This window comes from Sulfitobacter sp. EE-36, from assembly GCF_000152605.1.
GTDB lineage: Bacteria > Pseudomonadota > Alphaproteobacteria > Rhodobacterales > Rhodobacteraceae > Sulfitobacter > Sulfitobacter pontiacus.
This window is the reverse complement of sequence record NZ_CH959310.1, coordinates 2585940-2604357: the sequence shown is the minus strand read 5'-3', so window position 1 is coordinate 2604357 and position 18418 is coordinate 2585940. Positions and strand designations below refer to the sequence as shown.

Genomic DNA, 18418 nt, shown 5'->3' with positions numbered 1-18418 from the left:
TACGTGTCGCGGAAAAACTGCCCGCCGCGCGACCCTCGCGCGGCGGGCGGTCTTTTACAGCAGCGACAATAGCTTGTGGGCGGCTTCTTCCGAAGACGCGGGGTTCTGGCCGGTGATAAGCTTGCCATCGGTCACCACGAAGGATGCCCAGTCGTCACCCTTCTTATAGGTCCCACCATTGGTCTTGAGCATGTCTTCGATCAGAAAGGGGACCACGTCGGTCAGGCCCACGGCCTCTTCCTCGGTATTGGTGAAACCGGTGACGGTTTTGCCCGATACCAGCGGTTTGTCGTCGGTGCCTTTGGTGTGCTTGAACACCGCTGGCGCATGGCAGACGGCCCCGACGGGGCGGTCGCTGGCGGCAAAGCTTTCGATCAGGTTGATGCTGGCCTTGTCTTCAGCCAGATCCCACAGCGGGCCGTGGCCCCCGGGGTAGAAGATCGCGTCGAAACCGTCAGCCGAAACGCTCGAAAGCACCTCGGTGTTGGCCAGCTCTTTCTGTGCGGCGTCATCGCCCTTGAACCGTTTGGTCGCGTCGGTTTGCGCATCATCTGCATCGCTGGACGGATCAAGCGGCGGCTGTCCGCCTTTGGGCGATGCCAAAGTGATCTCTGCACCAGCGTCCTTGAACACATAATAGGGGGCCGCGAACTCTTCGAGCCAGAAACCGGTTTTGTTACCAGTGTCGCCCAGCTTGTCGTGGGAGGTGAGTACCATGAGAATTTTCATGTTTTTGGGCCTTTCAATTCATTTCTTATACCGGTCAGGGCGTCATCCGAGACGCCGCAATAACGACCGCGTAGACCGTTCAACGAATGGGCGCGCCTGTTGTTCCGCGATATGTCTGACGTTTTTGTGACTGATGCGGGTGCGGAAGGGGCAATGGTGGATATGCTCTGGCACCACAGGGGCAAAGCGATTAAACCCGCGGTAGTTTTTCGCGGGAAAGGTCGGGCCGGATGCAAAGAGTAGAACTAGCCGAACGGCCCCATTGGCGCGACCACGCCAAAGAGGTCGGTTTTTCCTTCGCGGACATGCACGGCGAACCCTATTGGGACGAAACCTCTGTATATGCGTTCTCGCTTGACCAGATTGAAAATGACATCGAAGACCCCGCGACCGCGCTGCATGCTATGTGCCGCGAGGCGGTGGATCACATCCTTGCCAGCGAAGAGCTGTTGGACAAGCTTGCCATTCCCGAAGCGCACCGCGACCTCATTGCGAACAGCTGGAAGCAAGGCGACCCCGAGATCTATGGCCGCTTCGATCTGGCATATGACGGGCAGGGGCCTGCCAAACTGCTGGAGTATAATGCCGATACGCCGACCTCGCTTTATGAATCGGCGTCCTTCCAGTGGCAGTGGTTGGAAGATCAGCTAGAGGCAGGCAACCTGCCCGAGGGGGCGGATCAGTTCAACGGCATCCACGAGGCGCTTGTCGCCCGTTTCGCCGACGTGTTTGAACCCGATAGCGATCTGCATTTCACCGCCGTGGCGGGCAATCCCGAAGATTACGGCACGGTAGAGGCTATGGGTTGGGCTGCGCGCGAGGCGGGGTTGGGGGCGCATTATTGCGACCTTGATAAAATCGCGCTGAGCGATGACGGGCAGTTTCTGGATGATGAGGACCGCCGCATCGCCGTCTTGTTCAAACTCTACCCGTGGGAAGACCTGCTGCGCGACGATTACGCGGACCACATCGAAGGCTCTGGCTGTCTGTTTCTTGAACCCGCATGGAAAGCGCTGCTTTCCAACAAGGGCCTACTGCCCGTGCTGTGGGAGATGTTCGAGGATCACCCGAACCTGCTCCCTGCGTTCTTTGAACAGGATGTGGGCGAGGCGATGGCGGGGCGCGGCTCTGTCACGGGGCGTGCGGCGGATGCCTTTGACCGAGCGCGCGCATGGCTTGCACGGGCCCATGTGCGCAAACCGATCCTGTCGCGCGAAGGGGCCTCGGTCGAGATCGTGAAATCCGGCCAGATCATCGAAAGTGCCAGCAACACGGCGTATGCCGAACACGCCCGTATCCTTCAGGCCTATGCGCCTTTGCCGCAGTTCGACGGGATGCGCCCCGTGGTCGGCGCGTGGATCATCGGGCAGACCTGTGCGGGCATCGGCCTGCGCGAGGACAGGTCTAGGATCACGCAGGATCTGTCACGTTTCAAACCCCATTACATTGCGCCATATTCCGGTTAGCATCGTCGCCTAATCGCCGAACCACAGCAGAAAGCAGATCATCATGACAAAACGGTCAAAACGCGTCGCCATCGCGATCATCGGGGCCACCGCCTTTACACTGGCCGGTTGCCGCGACGAAAAGATTGATGCCGCTGCCTTTCCCGATGTGCAAAGCTGCAAGAACGAGGCGTCTTTTGGGGGCACATTCACCGCCGCCGATTGTGAAACCGCCTTTGCCGAGGCAGAGACACTGCATGTAGAATCCGCACCGCGTTACAACAGTTTGGATGTCTGCGAAGAACAACACGGCGAAGGGGCCTGCGGGTCAGAGGCGCAGCAAACACAGGGCGGGTCGGGCGGTATCTTCATGCCGTTGCTCGCGGGCTATCTGATCGGGAACATGCTGGGCGGGCGGTCGGGCATGGCCGCAAGCCAGCCGATGTATAAGACGGCGGATGGCAAGTTTACCAATGCGGCGCGCACCAGCACCTATTCCAGCAACAAGGGGGCCGCCAAGCTCAGCACCTCGCAATTCACCCGCCCCGCGACGACCGTGGGCAAAACCCCGATGACCCGCGCTACGGCGAAATCCCGCGGCGGTTTCGGGAAGGTGGGCAGCGGGCGCACGGGCTTCGGCGGCTAAGTGCGCGGGTGTCGCACACGCAGACGTGACCGCAGCAGCCGCAACCGCAGGAACTTGATACGACGGCCATGTGTTTGCCCTTCGACGCGAATAAGCGAAGAAGGAGCAGACATGTCCAAGATCACGACAATCAATCCCGCCACCGAAGAAGAGATCCAGTCCTACGATCTGATGAGCGAAGCAGAGGCTATTCAGCGGGTCGAAGCCTGTCATGACGCGCATCTTGAATGGCGCAAGCTGTCGCACAAAGAACGCGCGCCCTATCTGACCAAGATCGCCGCCAAGCTGCGCGAGAACGCGGATGAATTAGCCGCCCTCATGACGCGCGAGACAGGTAAGCTGCTGAAAGATGGCAAGACCGAGGTAGAGATTTGCGCGGCCATCTTTGAATATACCGCCAAGAATGGCCCCGACGTGCTTGCGGATGAAGAACGCACCCACGGTGCCGACGGCAAACGCGGGGTCGTGACTTATCAGCCTATCGGCGTCATCTATTCGATCCAGCCGTGGAACTTCCCACTGTACCAACCCACCCGTGTGCTTGCGGCGAACCTGATGACCGGCAACGGTTGTGTTCTGAAACACGCGAGCATCTGCACCGGCTCGGGCCTTCGCCTGCGCGAACTTTGTATCGAGGCTGGGCTACCCGAAGACCTATTCCAAGTGATCCTCATCGACCACGACACCAGCGACAAGCTGATCGAACACCCCAAGGTGCGTGGCGTGACAATGACGGGCAGCGATGGCGCGGGCCGTCACATCGGGTCGGTCGCCGCGAAGTCGCTGAAAAAGACCGTGCTCGAGCTCGGGTCCAACGACGCCTATCTGGTGCTTGAGGATGCTGATATCGAAACAGCGGTCAAATTCTCGGTTATGGGTCGGCTCTATAACAACGGGGAAACCTGTGTATCGGCGAAACGCTTTATTGTCGCCGATAAGGTGCATGACGCCTTTGTTGATGCCTTCGTCGCCGAGATGAAGAAGATCAATATGGGCGATCCGACCGACGAAAACGTTCAGCTCGGGCCGTTGTCCAGCCAAGACCAGTTCGAGACCGTGCGCGATCAGGTGAAAGAAAGCGTTGATAAAGGGGCCAAGGTGCTGTGCGGTGGCGAGGTGCCTGACCGTACGGGGGCCTATTACCCCGCGACGGTATTGTCCGACCTCAAACCCGGTATGCCGGCGTTTGACGATGAAATCTTCGGGCCCGTCGCGTCGATCATCCGTGCGAAGGATGACGACGATGCGATGCGTCTGGCGAATGACAGTCGCTACGGTCTGGGCGGCGGGATATTCTCGAAGGACGAGGACCGCGCCTTGAAGCTCGCGAGAGAGCATTTCGACACAGGCATGATCCGCATCAACTCCTTCGGGGCTGCCGATCCGAATATGCCCTTTGGCGGGGTGAAAGATTCCGGCTATGGGCGTGAGCATGGCGGATTCGGCATGAAGGAATTCGCCAATGCCAAGGCGATTTTCCTGCCCTAAGCCTGCGAGGCAACGGTAAACGTGGTGCGCGCGTCGGATATTTATCCGGCGCGCGCAACTTATTTGGGCGCGAAGGTTAAGGTTTACGCAAAGTTAATAAATGAGGCGCGCGCGCCACACATCTCCAATAGTATTATGTCGGCGGAACCTCGCCCTGCCGCCGCATAGAACGATCTCTTAGACTTGGATGCTTGATGTAATCCGCAGCTAGGCTGCGCTTCAGGCGGAACAGTGCTTGCCCTTAAGTAGAACAAAGCGCACCCACATCGGTGGTATCTGGTCACTGGTCGCGTTTTTTGTCGCGACGGTCATCATTACCTACGCCGCCGGCCGTCTGGATCGTCTGCTCTCCGAAGCTTTCGTATACGAAGCCCGCGCCCAGACATATCTGGACCTGCTTGAGGTGCGCGAACAGTTCGAAGAGATCATTCACGAACGGTCCCTCGCGCTGCGCGAACTTGCGACGTTCATAGGCGAAAACCCCTTTGCCAAGCAGGAAGAGTTTACCCAGCGGGTTCAGAATATACGTGAAATCGACGACACGGTCATCAATATCGCTGCCGCGCCCGAACTTGTCGTGACCCTGATCCACCCGCTCGAGCCTAACATGGGCGCGCTTGGGTTAGATTACCGCACAAACGAAGACCAGTTTCCCGGCATCGAACGGATGCTGAACCTGGGCAAAGAACTGATGACCGGCCCCGTCGATCTGGTGCAAGGCGGTAAGGGACTGATCCTGCGCGCCCCGGTCTATTGGCCCGATCCCGACTTTGCCACCGAAGGCGATGTTGACGGCAGCAAACGCCAGCTGTGGGGGATCGTATCGCTCGTGCTGGACTATGATCAATTCCTGATCAATTCCGGCATACGTGAGGCCGAAGAACGCTATGATATCCTCATTCATGCGGCCTCTCCGCAGGTGGGGGTAGGGCCGCAGATGTTCACCTACGGCGATCAGAGCCTGCTGGAGGCGGATACTGTTACGTTGGAATTCGATTTCTCCTTCGAGGAATGGATGCTGGAAGCGCGCACCAAGGGCGGATGGCCCAAACACGCGCCCGATCAATGGTCAAAACGCGCGCTGATCGCATCGGCCGGGCTGATGCTTTTGGGCACGCTGCTTTATGTGCTGCAGGTGTCAGAGCGGCGCAAACGTGCCGAAGTTCTGCTAAGCAGCGGGATCGAGGCGCTGAACGACGGGTTTGTCATGTTCGACGCGCAGGATCGTTTGCTTCTGAGCAACTCGAAATACAAAGAGATGTACGATCTTCCCTCTGAAGTGCTCAAACCCGGAACACCATTTGCCGAGCTGCTGCGTATCGGTGTCAAAAGCAAGCAATTTCCCATGGGGCGCTATAACGAGGAAGAATGGATCGAGCGTCGCTTGGCCATTCATCGCGAAAACAGGACATCCGAGACAGAACAACACTTGTGGGGCGGGCGCGTGATCAAAGCCTCTGACCGGCCTTTGGCAGACGGTAGCTATGTCGGCCTGCGCGTGGATGTGACCGAGCTGAGCCACGCCAAGGATGCCGCCGAAGCTGCCAGCAAGGCCAAGACTGATTTCATGGGCGTCCTCAGCCACGAGCTGCGCACGCCGCTGACGGTGATCATGGGCGTGGCGCAGCTTTCCCGCAATGCGCGTATGCTGTCGTCATCCAAGGCGCTGCTCAAGGGCTATGAGGACGGAGAGATCAGCCACGCAGAGGCAAAGCGTCTGCTGGATGAGATGTACGACCAGCTGTCCGGCCTGATGAACCGGTTGGTGCAATCCGGCGAGCATCTGTTGCACCTCATCAACGAGATCCTCGACGTGGCCAAGATCGAATCCGGCAGCCTTGTGATCGAACCCAGTCCTTGTGCGGTGCAGGATATTGTCGATCCGGTGATCGAACAGCTTCGCACACTTTCAAGCAAGAAGGGGCTGGCCTTTGATGTGGTGCAAGAGGCGGATATGGTCTTTGCCGATAAGGTGCGCGCGCGGCAGATCCTGTTCAACCTCATCGGCAACGCGATCAAATTCACCGACACCGGTTTCGTCCGTCTGGTGGTGAAACCCGTGGGCGATGTCGTCAGCTTCGAAGTGCATGACAGCGGTGCCGGCATCCCCGAAGCCGAACTCCAAAGCATTTTCGAGGTCTTCTATCAGGTCGATTCCACCGCCACGCGTCGGGCAGGCGGCACGGGCATGGGGCTCGCGATTTCGCGCAGTCTGGCAGAGATGCAGGGCGGCAGCCTCAGCGTGTCCAGCGTCGTCGGGCAGGGCAGCTGCTTTATCCTGACACTCCCCATCCGCGCCGCGCAAAGCCTCGAGGTAAACGCTGCCGCCTGAGGCCACGCGAAACAGCGCGATTGTCCCGCGGATCGTAGCGTGCAACCCCGGAGTAACCCTGTATTTTCAAATGGAACGCGGCGGTTTCAGTTTGAATACTGAAAGTTTGGTAGGCCCGGCAGGACTTGAACCCGCAACCAAAGCGTTATGAGCGCTCTGCTCTAACCAATTGAGCTACAGGCCCGCCTGCGCGGTTTGGTAAGCGGGCGGGCGCGTCGCGTCAAGGGATAGAAACGCGCAGATGTGGCTTAGGTGCATTGCACGCCTGCGCAACCTGCTATAACCCACTTTCGCAAAGGGAACAGGCAGCGGGATGCGTCATGACCAACTCCAAGAACTCGATCACCTATGCAGACGCTGGTGTGGATATTGATGCAGGCAACGCGCTGGTAGAACGTATCAAACCGGCGGCCAAACGGACAAAGCGTCCGGGCGTGATGTCGGGGCTTGGCGGTTTCGGCGCGCTGTTCGACCTCAAGGGGGCGGGCTATACCGACCCGATCCTCGTCGCTGCGACGGACGGTGTGGGCACCAAGCTGCGGATCGCGATTGATACCGGCAACGTCGATGGCGTTGGGGTCGATCTGGTCGCCATGTGCGTCAACGATCTGGTCTGCCAAGGGGCGGAGCCGCTGTTTTTCCTCGATTATTTCGCCACCGGCAAGCTTGAGACCGAACAGGCCGCGCGGATCATCGAAGGCATCGCCAAAGGCTGCGAAGGCTCTGGCTGCGCGTTGATCGGGGGCGAGACGGCAGAGATGCCTGGCATGTATTCCGAAGGTGATTTCGACCTCGCGGGCTTCTCTGTGGGCGCGATGGAACGCGGCGCGGACCTGCCCCGTGATGTGGCGGCGGGGGATGTGCTGCTGGGGCTTGCCTCGGACGGGGTGCATTCGAACGGCTATTCTTTGGTGCGTAAACTGGTCGAGATCTCTGGTCTTGGCTGGGATGCGGATTGCCCCTGGGCAGACGGAACATTGGGCGAGGTGCTGCTGACGCCGACGCGGCTTTATGTGAAACCCGCGTTGCAGGCCGTGCGGGCAGGGGGCGTGAATGCGCTGGCCCATATCACCGGCGGCGGTCTGACGGAAAACCTGCCCCGTGTGCTGCCCGATGATCTGGGCGCGCAGATTGATCTGGACAGCTGGGAGCTGCCCGGCGTGTTCAAATGGATGGCCGATGTGGGTGCGATCTCGGAAGCCGAGATGCTCAAGACCTTTAACTGCGGCGTGGGTATGATCCTTGTGGTCAAGGCGGATGAGGCCGAGGCGCTGAGCAAACTGCTGTCCGAGGCGGGCGAAACGGTCTATCCGATGGGTAATGTCACCGAGACCACGGGCGTTGCCTATACCGGCAGCCTGCTGTGACCAAACGGGTTGCGATTTTCCTTTCGGGTGGCGGGTCGAACATGCGGGCGCTGGTCGAAGACATGACCGGCGACCACCCCGCGCGTCCCTGTGTGGTGGTGTCGAATGTGGCGGACGCGGGCGGGATCGCCTGGGCCAAAGAACGCGGCATCCCGACCGAAGTCGTGGATCACAAGCCCTTTGCAGGGGATCGCGCTGCCTTTGAAAACGAACTGACCGCGCGGCTGATGCCCCACGCACCGGACATCATCTGTCTGGCCGGGTTTATGCGCAAACTGACCGGTGGCTTTACGGATGCTTGGGCGGGGCGGATGATCAATATCCATCCGTCTTTGCTGCCGCGCTATAAGGGGCTGCACACCCATGCCCGGGCGCTTGAGGCCGGCGATACCCAACATGGCTGCACCGTGCACGAGGTTACAGCGGCGCTGGATGACGGGCCGATTTTGGGGCAGGCGACCATTCCCGTCATGGCCGGCGACACGCCAGAGGATCTGGCAGCGCGGGTTCTGGTGCAGGAACATCGTCTTTACCCTGCGGTGCTGCGGCGGTTTGCCAGCGGCAACCGTGATCTTTTAATGCTGGAAAGCTGACCGCGCGGTCTATTGCGCTGAAACCATGCGCTTTTCCATTGCCTGAATGGCTTCCTCTGTCCAAAGTAGCGCTATGAAAACAATCACCACCACCGCCGAGCTTGAAGCCTACTGCACAGAGGCCGCCAAGCATGATTACGTGACCGTCGATACCGAGTTTCTGCGCGAACGGACCTATTATTCCAAGCTCTGTCTGATCCAGTTGGCGATGCCCGGCACCGACGATAGCAATGCCGTTCTGGTGGACCCGCTGAGCGAAGGGCTGTCGCTTGACCCGCTGTACACGCTGTTCCGTGATACGTCGGTGGTCAAAGTCTTCCACGCCGCGCGGCAGGATCTAGAGATTTTCTATGTCGATGCGGGCGTCTTTCCCGAACCCTTGTTCGACACACAGGTCGCAGCGATGGTCTGTGGCTTTGGCGAACAGGTGGGATATGAAACTCTGGTGCGCAAGATCGCCCATCAACCTCTTGATAAGACGTCCCGTTTTACCGACTGGTCGCGCCGCCCGCTGAGCGATGCGCAGGCGAAATACGCGCTGGCCGATGTCACGCACCTGCGCCAGATTTACGAATTCCTTGCGCGTAAGCTTGAACAGACGGGCCGCGCCCGCTGGGTTCAGGAAGAGCTTGAGATCCTGACCAGCCCTGACACCTATGTCACCCCGCCGCGCGAGGCATGGCGTCGGGTCAAGACGCGCACGAATTCGCCAAAGTTCCTGGCGCTTGTGCGCGAACTGGCCGCCTTCCGCGAGGAATACGCCCAGACACGCAACATCCCGCGCAGCCGCGTCTATAAGGATGACGCGATGGTAGAGCTGGCCAGCAATAAGCCGAAAAACCACGAGGAACTGGGCCGCGCCCGTTTGCTTCTGCGCGAGGCCCGCAAGGGCGAGATCGCGGATGGTATCCTCAAGGCGGTGGCCGCTGGCGTGAATTGCCCGCCCGGCGATATGCCGCAACCGGATCGCAGCCGCGACAAGCTTCAGGTCAATCCGGCGTTGTCCGATCTGCTGCGTGTCTTGCTGAAGGCCAAGTCCGAAAGCGCAGGCGTTGCGGCCAAGCTGATCGCCCCCGCTGCGGATCTTGACGGGATCGCCGCAGGGCTGCGTGATGTGGCCGCCCTGAAAGGGTGGCGACGCGAGGTATTCGGGGAAGATGCGCTGAGACTGTGCAACGGTGAGATCGCTTTGACCGCGGTCGGGTCCGATCTGAAAGTGGTTGAGCTTTAACGCTCAACCTTTTGGTTTTTATTAATTTATTTTGGGTTAGCGGCGCGATGTCATCGCGTTGCGCAGCCCTTCGACGCGGATGGTCGTCACGCCAGCCAGCGTCTGGTTGGTCAGCTTGCGGCCGGCCGTAACCTCGCGGGTTGGAGGCGTGCCGACGGCGGTCGCCTCGCTTGGTTCTACCCCTTCAAGACGGTAGGTCAGAACGCCGTCCACTGGCAGCTCGTCTTCGTTCGCGGGGGTCAGCTGCACCTCGTAAATGCCCTGACGATCCGCGCGACCGGTGGCGCGCACGACGGCACCGCCTGGTACTTCTTCGATCGTCAGATCAATGATCTGGTCGAAGGGGCGACCGGCATATACAACCTCTTTATTCCGCGAGGAGGAGAACAATCCGGTCCGCTGCGGGATCAAAGGGTTGGTCGAGGCTTCCTGACGGGTGATCGGTTCAGACCGCGCGGTCCCGAACCAGTTGAACGGGTTGACACGGCTGTCGCGCACGGTCGCGCAGCCTGTCAAAACAAGGGTCGATACCAGGATGGCTGAAAAGGTCTTGCGCATGGGGTCCGCCGTAGAAATTTCGGTAATATTTGACTAACCCATCCCAGACCCGTTGGGAAGGGGGTGGACCTTTGGCATCGTGCAACCTACCTGTTTGGCAAGCGAAAAGAGGGACGCACCGTGGCGACAGAGGCATTTGAAGAACTGGTCGAGGATTTCGAGTTTCTGGACGATTGGGAAGACCGCTATCGCCATGTGATCGATCTGGGCAAGGCGATGGAGCCGCTGACCGAAGAGCTGCGCGTGCCCGCAACCAAAGTAGATGGGTGCGCCAGTCAGGTCTGGTTGCATACGCAGTTCGAGGATGGCGTGCTCCATTTCGACGGGGCCAGCGATGCGATGATCGTTTCAGGCCTGATTGCCGTGCTTCAAAAACTGTATAACGGCGTGCCCGCGGCAAACGTCAGCGCCATCGATGCCCGTGCCGAGATGGGGCGTCTTGGGTTGAACGAACATCTGTCGGCGCAGCGGTCTAACGGGCTGACCGCGATGATCGAACGGATTCGCGGCGAGGCTGCACAGCAAGGTTGAACGCGCGCCTGCGGGGGGTGGCGACGGCTGTGCCAGTTGAGTTTATTTGGCAAAATGAAGATCAGAGCGCCTTGAGGGTGCGCGCCAGATCACCGTAGCCGGTAAAGCGCCGTTCAAAGGCAAGGCCGAGCCTATCAGCGCATGTTTTCGCCTTGGCGGTGAGCGCGGGATCATCTGTTTGCGCCTGATACACAAGCTTTTCGTAGTTCCCGAAGTACATATCGCGCAGGTCGGGGTGCCGGTCGAGCCCCATGGGTTTTATAATGAAAGCGTCGAACTGGCGGACCAGAAAATCAGTGAGATAGAAGGTGGTAATCTCGTCCTCCGAGATCTTGGCAAAGCGGTCATTGCCCTCAAAAAAGCTATAGCAATGGGGCCCGGCGACCATCTGCACGCCAAGTTTCTTACACTCCGCCTCTAGCAATCCGCCGGTGCCGCAGTCGGCGTAGACAACGAATATATCGTCGTATTTGTCGCGATGTTTCTTAACGGCTGCGCGGACTTCGTCGGTGATTTTTTCTGGGTAGAGATGCAGCTTGGCGGGCAGGCAGGTCAGGTCCAGATGCGACCAGCCGTTCGCCTCTTTCAGGTCGAGAATTTCCCGCGCCAGCGCCCCGCAGGCGATCAGCAGAATGCGGCCCGTCTGCGGGGCGAGCGGCAGGCCTTTTTCTGTCAGATCACGGTCCGAGGGCGGCTTCATCTCACGCTCCGTCATGCAAAAGGCCCCTCCGGTAGGGAAGGGCCTTTATGTTCTAGATCAACTGTTTACGCCTTGGCGGCGTTGTGTTTCCGCCCGACCCATTCCTTGGCGGTTTCCACCGCGACGGCGGCATCGCGGCAATAGGCATCGGCACCGATGGCCTTGCCGAATTCTTCGTTCAACGGGGCACCGCCGACCAGCACGATATAGTCATCGCGGATGCCCTGTTCGACCATCGTGTCGATCACGACTTTCATATAGGGCATGGTCGTGGTCAGGAGCGCGGACATGCCAAGAATGTCCGGCCCTTCGGTCTCCATCGCTTCAAGATAGGCTTCGACCGAATTGTTGATGCCAAGATCGACAACCTCAAAGCCCGCGCCTTCCATCATCATCGACACAAGGTTCTTGCCGATGTCGTGGATGTCGCCCTTGACCGTACCGATCACCATCTTGCCCACGCGCGGCGCACCGGTTTCGGCCAGCAGCGGCTTTAGGATCGCCATGCCGCCTTTCATCGCGTTCGCAGCCAGAAGCACTTCGGGGACAAAGAGGATACCGTCGCGGAAGTCGGCCCCGACGATGGTCATGCCGCCAACAAGCGCCTTGGTCAGAATATCATAGGGTGCCCAATCGCGTTCGATCAGGATATTGACCCCTTCTTCGATCTCTTCGCGCAGACCGTCATAGAGATCATCAAACATCTGCTGAACAAGTTCTTCGTCGTCCAGATCGGCAAGGATAATTTCGTCTTCATCCGACATAGTCGTTCCTCATCGGTTAACTCACCCGCGCGGGCTTGTGCCTTTTTGTCACATACGCGCCGAAAGCTTCGTGCTTTTTGCGACAAACCCGGCACCGCGTGCGACGCTTTGGTTGTTGGGAAATTACGCTCAATCGTGCTGTAAAACAATGGCTTGGGCCAATATACTTGACCATGTTCCTAATTTGTTCCAAAAGATTTGAATGGATCAGGCACAGCGCAAATACAGACTGCCCGGACGGGGCACATCCAGCAACCGATCGGGCCGGTTCGAGCCGCTGACCGTCAGCGCTGTGGCCGATGGATGGGCGGGCGATGATGACCCTTTGCCGGTCTTGCGCACCCAGGTGAGCGTTGAAATTCCACGCTCTGTGATCAGCTACAACCAGTCGCCGGACCTGCCGTTCGACCGGTCGATCAACCCGTATCGCGGGTGTGAACACGGCTGTGTCTATTGTTTCGCGCGGCCAAGCCACGCCTATCTGGGGTTGTCGCCGGGCCTGGATTTCGAGACGCGGCTGATCGCACGGCCCGAGGCACCCGAGGTGTTGAAACGAGAGTTGGCGGCGAAGAAATACCAGGTCGCCCCCATTGCGATTGGCACGAATACCGATCCCTATCAGCCGATCGAGAAAGAGCATCGGATCATGCGCGCTCTGCTTGAGGTGTTGTCAGACGCGAACCATCCCGTTGCCATTGTGACCAAGGGCAGTCTGATCGAGCGGGATATTGATATTCTGTCGGATATGGCGGCGCGCGGGCTGTGCCGCGTGGGCGTGTCGGTGACGACGCTGGATGCGAAGCTTTCGCGGTTGATGGAGCCGCGGGTGCCTGCCCCGAAACGCCGGTTGCAGGTGATCGAACGTTTGGCAGAGGCAGGAATTCCGGTGCGGGTCATGGCGTCCCCCATGGTGCCGGCGCTGACCGATCCCGAGCTTGAGGCGATTTTGGAAGCGGGGCGCGATGCGGGGGCCGTCGCGGCCAGCTGGATCATGCTGCGCTTGCCGCGCGAGGTGTCGCCCTTGATGCAGGAATGGTTGACGGCGCATTACCCTGACCGCGCGAGTCGCATCATGGCGCGGCTGCGCGAGATGCACGGGGGGAAGGAATATGACGCAAATTGGCACCGACGGATGCGCGGCGAAGGCCCCTATGCCGAGATGATTGCGCAGCGGTTTACCTTGGCGGTCAAACGGTTGGGGCTGGATACGCTATTGCCGCCGATGCGCTGCGATCTGTTCCGCCCGCCCAAACGGGCGAGCGCGCAGTTGGATCTGTTCGGGGATTAACCCCGGCGGCGGCCACGGCGTGGTGCGCGGGTTGGGCCTTCGCCATCGGTGCCATCGCTTGCCGATGAAAACGGGCCAAGGGCCTCGACAATCTGTTCCAGCGTGGGGGCGTCGCCCTTGGGTCGGCTGTCGAGAGCGGCGCGCATATGCACCAGATGTTCCGGCATGGTGCCACAGCAACCGCCGATGATCGACGCGCCGCAGTTGCGGGCCATCTCGGCGTAATCGGCCATCAGTTCGGGCGTGCCGTCATAGTGGATGTGGCCTTCGACGTATTTCGGGATGCCCGCGTTGCCCTTGGACACAATCGGCGTCGGCATGCCTTTTGAGGCGAACCCCAACACCGTGCGCAACACATCCGACGCGCCGGTGCCGCAGTTGGCCCCATAGGCCAGCGGGCCATAATCGAGGTCATGCACCATGTCGACCATCGCCTCGGAGGTCATGCCCATCATGGTGCGGCCTGCGGTGTCAAAGCTCATTGTGCCGACCCAGTCGAGCCCTGCCAGCTTGAAGCCTTCGGCGGCGGCGCGGTATTCCTCGGGGGCGCTGATGGTCTCCAGCCAGCCCACATCGGCACCACCGGCTTTCAGCCCGTCTGCGGTTTCGTGGAACATCTCGACCGCCAGCGCGTGGGTGAGGGGGCCGACCGGCTCCATGATCTCGCCTGTGGGGCCGACGGAGCCCGCAACGATGACCTTGCGACCGGCCTTATCCGCGACCTCGCGCGCGAGCTCGGCGGACACGCGGCTAAGCTCATGGGCGCGTTTTTCGGCATTATGCAGTTTCAGACGCGAGGCATTCGCGCCGAAGGAGTTGGTCAGGAAGATATCGCTGCCTGATTGCACCGCACCCTGATACAGCTTGATGATGTTTTGCGGCTGTTCGGTGTTCCACATCTCTGGCGCATCACCGGACATCAGGCCCATGTTGAACAGGTTCGTGCCAGTGGCACCATCGGCCAGCAGCGTGCCTTTTTCAGCCAGAAGATCGGTGAGGGGGTTGGACATCAAAACGCTCCGCTAAATGGGTGATTTTGCCGTTTCCCACAACGCCCCTGTTGACGCAACTTCATTATTCTCATGATCGTCATGAGCCGTTGCCATGGTTTCTGCGTGCATGGCTGCCATGAGGGCAGGGCGCGCGCTTGCGTGGCAGGGGCGCTTGGACTATGTGACAGGCTAGAAATGGCTGATGGGTATTCCAACCGGCCTGTTGTCTGGAAGGGATGTGCATGGCCCGTCGCACGAAAATCTATGAAGGTACGGCGAAGATCCTGTATGAAGGACCGGAACCGGGGACCATTGTCCAGCACTTCAAAGACGACACAACCGCCTTTAACGCCGAGAAAAAAGCGGTGATCGAAGGCAAGGGCGTGCTGAACAACCGCCTGTCCGAATTCTTCATGACCGGCCTGAACAACATCGGCGTGCCCACGCATTTCATCAAACGTCTGAACATGCGCGAACAGCTGATCCGTCAGGCAGAGATCATCCCGCTCGAGATCGTTGTGCGCAACTATGCGGCGGGGGATCTGTCCACGCGGCTTGGCATTGACGAGGGCATGCAACTGCCGCGCCCGATTGTAGAATATCACTTCAAGAACAATGACCTTGGCGATCCGCTGGTCACCGAGGAACATATCGCCGCCTTTGGCTGGGCCGGTCAGCAGGACATGGAAGACATTCTGAGCCTGTCGCTGCGGGTCAATGATTTCATGTCCGGCGTGATGATGGCCGTGGGCATCCGGCTGGTGGACTTCAAGCTTGAGGTGGGCCGGATCTACGAGGGCGATTTCCAGCGTCTGATCGTCGCCGACGAGATCAGCCCCGACAGCTGCCGTCTGTGGGATATCGAAACCGGACAGAAGCTGGATAAGGATGTGTTCCGCCGCGATCTGGGGTCGCTGACGGATGCCTATACCGAAGTCGCCCGACGTTTGGGGGTCATGCCCAAGACGTCGACACCGATGATGAAACCGACGTTGATCAACTAGGCTGGCGTCGCAGATGAGTTTATTTTGCAAAATGAAGATAGGGGACGCGTCATGAAAGCACGGGTGCATGTGATGTTGAAAAACGGTGTTCTGGATCCGCAGGGCGAGGCCGTGCGCCACGCGCTTGGGGCCATGGGCTTTGAAGGCGTCAATGGCGTGCGTCAGGGCAAGGTGATCGAGCTGGACCTGAACGAGGGCGCAACCAAGGCCGACGTCGAGGCGATGTGTGAAAAGCTGCTCGCGAACACGGTGATCGAATCCTACACAGTGGAGATGAGCTGATGCACGCAGCGGTCATCGTTTTTCCCGGCTCTAACTGTGACCGCGATCTGGCGGTGGCGTTCAAGGCGGTCGGTGCCAAAGTGTCGATGGTCTGGCACAAGGACACGAGCCTGCCCGAGGGCGTCGATATTGTAGGTGTACCCGGCGGCTTTTCCTATGGCGACTATCTGCGCTGCGGTGCCATCGCGGCGAATTCTCCGATCTGTCGCGAAGTGGCGGCCCATGCGGAGCGTGGCGGTTATGTCATGGGGATCTGCAACGGCTTTCAGGTGCTGACCGAAACCGGTCTGCTGCCCGGTGCCCTGCTGCGCAATGCGGGGCTGAAATACATCTGTCGCACCGTGCCGCTGCGCGTGGCCACGGCGGACAGCGATTACACATCGGGTTACGAGGCCGGTGCGATGATCGACATCCCGATCGCACACCATGATGGCAATTATTTTGCCGATGGCGATACAATTGCCAAACTGCATGGCGAGGATCGTGTTGCCTTTACCTATGGCGATAACCCCAACGGGTCGCAGTCGGACATCGCGGGCATCCTTTCGTCGAACCGTCGTGTGCTGGGGATGATGCCACACCCCGAACGCGCAGCGGATGCGGGGCATGGGGGCACGGACGGGGCGGCGCTCTTCCGCGCATTGGCGGGGTCTCTGGTCACGGCGTGACTTGAGTGCACCGGTGAGGACGCGTAGATTGCCGCCATGTTTCGGTCTGCGTCCTCTAGTGAAGCCCCTTTATCTGTCAGCTGGCGCGTCCGGCTGGCGGTTGCTTTGCTTTTGGTCATTGCCGTGGCCACGATTTCGGTCACCAACAAGCTGCTGACGGATCGCTTTACCGAAAGCACACGTAACCGGGCCGAGCTTCGGATCGCGCTCTACAGCGGCAACCTGCTGGCCGAGCTACGCCAGAACGCGATTGTGCCACAGCTTTTGTCGCGCGATCCTGCCTTGATCGAGGCGCTGACCCGATCCGATTATTCCCTGTCGACCCAGCGATTGATCTCTTTTGTAGAAGAGATCGGCGCGGCGTCCTTGATGCTTTATGATATCGATGGGCGCACGGTGGCTGCGACCGACCGCAACCGGTTGGGGGCCTCGCACCGGCAAGAGGCGTATTTTGTTGACGCGCTGCGATCGAATTCGACCGTGTTCAGCGTTATTCCCCGTGATACCGGCGGCTATCGGTTCTTCTATTCGCGGCGTATTCAGGAAGGCGGCACCAACCTTGGGGTGATCGCGGCCGAGGTGGATCTGCAACGGTTTGAACGGGCCTGGGCCGGTATCTCGGATGCGGTGATTGTCACTGATAGCACGGGTGACATCATCATGGCGACCGAACCGCGATGGCGCGGTCTGACGGAAAGCGAGGCTTTGTCGAACCAGACCCCGCAAAGCGCCATCGAGCGCGCGATCAAGGCCACCGCCGATTGGACCGCATTGCCCGCGGATGCCTATCTGCAGGGCGAGGCGGTGATGCGTCTGTCGTCGCGGATACCGTTTCGGGGCTGGCGGATCACGAGCTATACCACCTATGCCTCGGTCCGCGAGAAGGTGAACGGGGTGCTGGCGCTTGAGGTGATGGGCTTTGCGATCCTTCTGGCGCTGACGTTTTATGCTCTCAGCCGTCGGACGGCGGGGCGCGCGGCGCTGTTTCAGCGTGAATCCGCCGAGCTGCGCGCGCTGAACGCCGCCCTTCAGCGCGAGGTGGCGGAACGCAAACGGGTGCAGCAGACTTTGGCCGTGGCCGAGCAGACGTTGGAACAATCCAGCAAGCTCGCTGCCTTGGGCGAAATGTCCGCCGCCGTCAGCCACGAGCTGAACCAGCCGTTGGCCGCGATGAAAACCTATCTGGCGGGCGCGCGTCTGTTGATGCAGCGCAACCGGCTGGAGGAAGCGCTGGCGTCATTCGGGCGCATCGACGATCTGATCGAACGCATGGGGGCCATCACGCGGCAGCTGAAAAGCTATGCGCGCAAGGGCCAACAGCAGTTTTCGCCCTTTGATATGGGGGAGGCGCTTGCCTCTGCCTTGTCAATGATGGAGCCGCAGCTACGTCAGCGTCAGGTGCAGATCAACCGTATCCTGCCCGCAGAGCCTGTTCAGGTGATGGGGGACCGCATGCGGATCGAACAAGTATTGGTCAATCTCTTGCGCAACGCATTGGATGCCACCAAATCGGAACGAAACCCGACGGTAGAGATTATACTATCAGCGGGTGAGACGGCGACGCTTACCGTGCGCGATAATGGCCCCGGGATCGAAGATCTCGATAGCCTGTTCGAGCCGTTTTACACGACCAAGCAGCCCGGCGATGGTGTCGGGCTGGGGCTTGCGATCTCGTCGGGTATTGTATCCGATCTGGGGGGCAGGCTGACAGCCCGCAACGGCCAACATGGCGGTGCGGTTTTTGAAATGCAGCTGCCCATTATGGACAGCACAGAGAAGACACAGGCGGCAGAGTAAACC

Annotated in this window: 18 protein-coding genes and 1 tRNA gene; 13 read left to right on the top strand and 6 right to left on the bottom strand. The window is 59.8% G+C overall.

Features of this window, described 5'->3' with window-relative positions; translation table 11 throughout:
• Positions 1-54: 54 nt before the first annotated feature.
• Positions 55-729: a type 1 glutamine amidotransferase domain-containing protein gene (locus tag EE36_RS15215; protein ID WP_005853727.1), complete on the bottom strand. Its 675-nt coding sequence runs from the start codon at positions 727-729 to the stop codon at positions 55-57.
• 230 nt (positions 730-959) lie between these two features.
• Here EE36_RS15215 and EE36_RS15210 point away from each other — a divergent pair, with 230 nt between their 5' ends.
• From EE36_RS15210 to EE36_RS15195, 4 genes are all read left to right on the top strand, one after another.
• Positions 960-2195: a glutathionylspermidine synthase family protein gene (locus tag EE36_RS15210; RefSeq protein ID WP_005853724.1), complete on the top strand. Its 1236-nt coding sequence runs from the start codon at positions 960-962 to the stop codon at positions 2193-2195.
• A gap of 43 nt (positions 2196-2238) precedes the next feature.
• Entirely contained in the window at positions 2239-2820 is a 582-nt protein-coding gene (locus EE36_RS15205) for a DUF1190 domain-containing protein (RefSeq protein WP_005853722.1), read from the top strand.
• 111 nt (positions 2821-2931) lie between these two features.
• A complete protein-coding gene (locus EE36_RS15200; protein ID WP_005853720.1) occupies positions 2932-4308 on the top strand; it encodes an NAD-dependent succinate-semialdehyde dehydrogenase in 1377 nt (458 codons plus the stop codon).
• 235 nt (positions 4309-4543) lie between these two features.
• Entirely contained in the window at positions 4544-6640 is a 2097-nt protein-coding gene (locus EE36_RS15195; protein WP_005853719.1) for an ATP-binding protein, read from the top strand.
• Between the two features lie 107 nt (positions 6641-6747).
• Here EE36_RS15195 and EE36_RS15190 read toward each other — a convergent pair.
• Positions 6748-6824 (bottom strand) — tRNA-Ile (locus tag EE36_RS15190).
• Between the two features lie 136 nt (positions 6825-6960).
• Between EE36_RS15190 and purM the strand changes: the two genes are divergently transcribed.
• The 3 genes from purM (at position 6961) to rnd (ending at position 9831) form a co-directional block, all read left to right on the top strand.
• Positions 6961-8007 (top strand): phosphoribosylformylglycinamidine cyclo-ligase, encoded by a 1047-nt coding sequence (gene purM, locus EE36_RS15185; RefSeq protein ID WP_005853717.1) that lies wholly within the window; start codon positions 6961-6963, stop codon positions 8005-8007.
• On the top strand, positions 8004-8600 hold the full coding sequence (gene purN / locus EE36_RS15180; RefSeq protein ID WP_005853715.1) for a phosphoribosylglycinamide formyltransferase: 597 nt from the start codon (positions 8004-8006) through the stop codon (positions 8598-8600). The genes purM and purN overlap by 4 nt, the downstream gene beginning before the upstream one ends.
• Positions 8601-8673: 73 nt before the next feature.
• Positions 8674-9831, top strand: a complete 1158-nt coding sequence (gene rnd / locus EE36_RS15175) for a ribonuclease D (protein WP_005853713.1) — start codon at positions 8674-8676, stop codon at positions 9829-9831.
• A gap of 36 nt (positions 9832-9867) precedes the next feature.
• Here rnd and EE36_RS15170 read toward each other — a convergent pair whose 3' ends face one another.
• On the bottom strand, positions 9868-10389 hold the full coding sequence (locus EE36_RS15170; RefSeq protein ID WP_005853711.1) for a hypothetical protein: 522 nt from the start codon (positions 10387-10389) through the stop codon (positions 9868-9870).
• A 120-nt stretch (positions 10390-10509) separates the two neighbouring features.
• Between EE36_RS15170 and EE36_RS15165 the strand changes: the two genes are divergently transcribed.
• Positions 10510-10920, top strand: a complete 411-nt coding sequence (locus tag EE36_RS15165; protein WP_005853710.1) for a SufE family protein — start codon at positions 10510-10512, stop codon at positions 10918-10920.
• 61 nt (positions 10921-10981) lie between these two features.
• Here EE36_RS15165 and EE36_RS15160 read toward each other — a convergent pair whose 3' ends face one another.
• Both EE36_RS15160 and EE36_RS15155 read right to left on the bottom strand, forming a co-directional pair.
• A complete protein-coding gene (locus EE36_RS15160) occupies positions 10982-11620 on the bottom strand; it encodes a DUF1638 domain-containing protein (RefSeq protein ID WP_039912298.1) in 639 nt (212 codons plus the stop codon).
• Positions 11621-11685: 65 nt separating this feature from the next.
• Positions 11686-12384 (bottom strand): cobalamin-binding protein, encoded by a 699-nt coding sequence (locus EE36_RS15155; protein WP_005853706.1) that lies wholly within the window; start codon positions 12382-12384, stop codon positions 11686-11688.
• Between the two features lie 202 nt (positions 12385-12586).
• On the opposite strand from EE36_RS15155, the gene EE36_RS15150 reads away from it, so the two are divergent.
• A complete protein-coding gene (locus EE36_RS15150) occupies positions 12587-13672 on the top strand; it encodes a PA0069 family radical SAM protein (RefSeq protein ID WP_005853704.1) in 1086 nt (361 codons plus the stop codon).
• Here EE36_RS15150 and bmt read toward each other — a convergent pair.
• The gene (bmt, locus tag EE36_RS15145) at positions 13669-14682 is read right to left on the bottom strand and encodes a betaine--homocysteine S-methyltransferase (protein ID WP_005853702.1); all 1014 of its coding nucleotides are present in this window, start codon (positions 14680-14682) and stop codon (positions 13669-13671) included. The genes EE36_RS15150 and bmt overlap by 4 nt on opposite strands.
• A 224-nt stretch (positions 14683-14906) precedes the next feature.
• On the opposite strand from bmt, the gene purC reads away from it, so the two are divergent.
• Genes purC through EE36_RS15125 form a run of 4 tightly spaced genes read left to right on the top strand, consistent with a single transcriptional unit; the run spans position 14907 to position 18415 of the window.
• Positions 14907-15668 (top strand): phosphoribosylaminoimidazolesuccinocarboxamide synthase, encoded by a 762-nt coding sequence (gene purC, locus EE36_RS15140; RefSeq protein WP_005853701.1) that lies wholly within the window; start codon positions 14907-14909, stop codon positions 15666-15668.
• Positions 15669-15719: 51 nt separating this feature from the next.
• On the top strand, positions 15720-15950 hold the full coding sequence (purS, locus tag EE36_RS15135; protein WP_005853698.1) for a phosphoribosylformylglycinamidine synthase subunit PurS: 231 nt from the start codon (positions 15720-15722) through the stop codon (positions 15948-15950).
• Entirely contained in the window at positions 15950-16618 is a 669-nt protein-coding gene (purQ, locus tag EE36_RS15130; RefSeq protein ID WP_005853697.1) for a phosphoribosylformylglycinamidine synthase subunit PurQ, read from the top strand. The genes purS and purQ overlap by 1 nt, the downstream gene beginning before the upstream one ends.
• 36 nt (positions 16619-16654) lie before the next feature.
• Complete coding sequence (locus EE36_RS15125; protein ID WP_005853695.1) at positions 16655-18415, top strand: ATP-binding protein; 1761 nt, start codon at positions 16655-16657, stop codon at positions 18413-18415.
• Positions 18416-18418 lie beyond the last annotated feature (3 nt).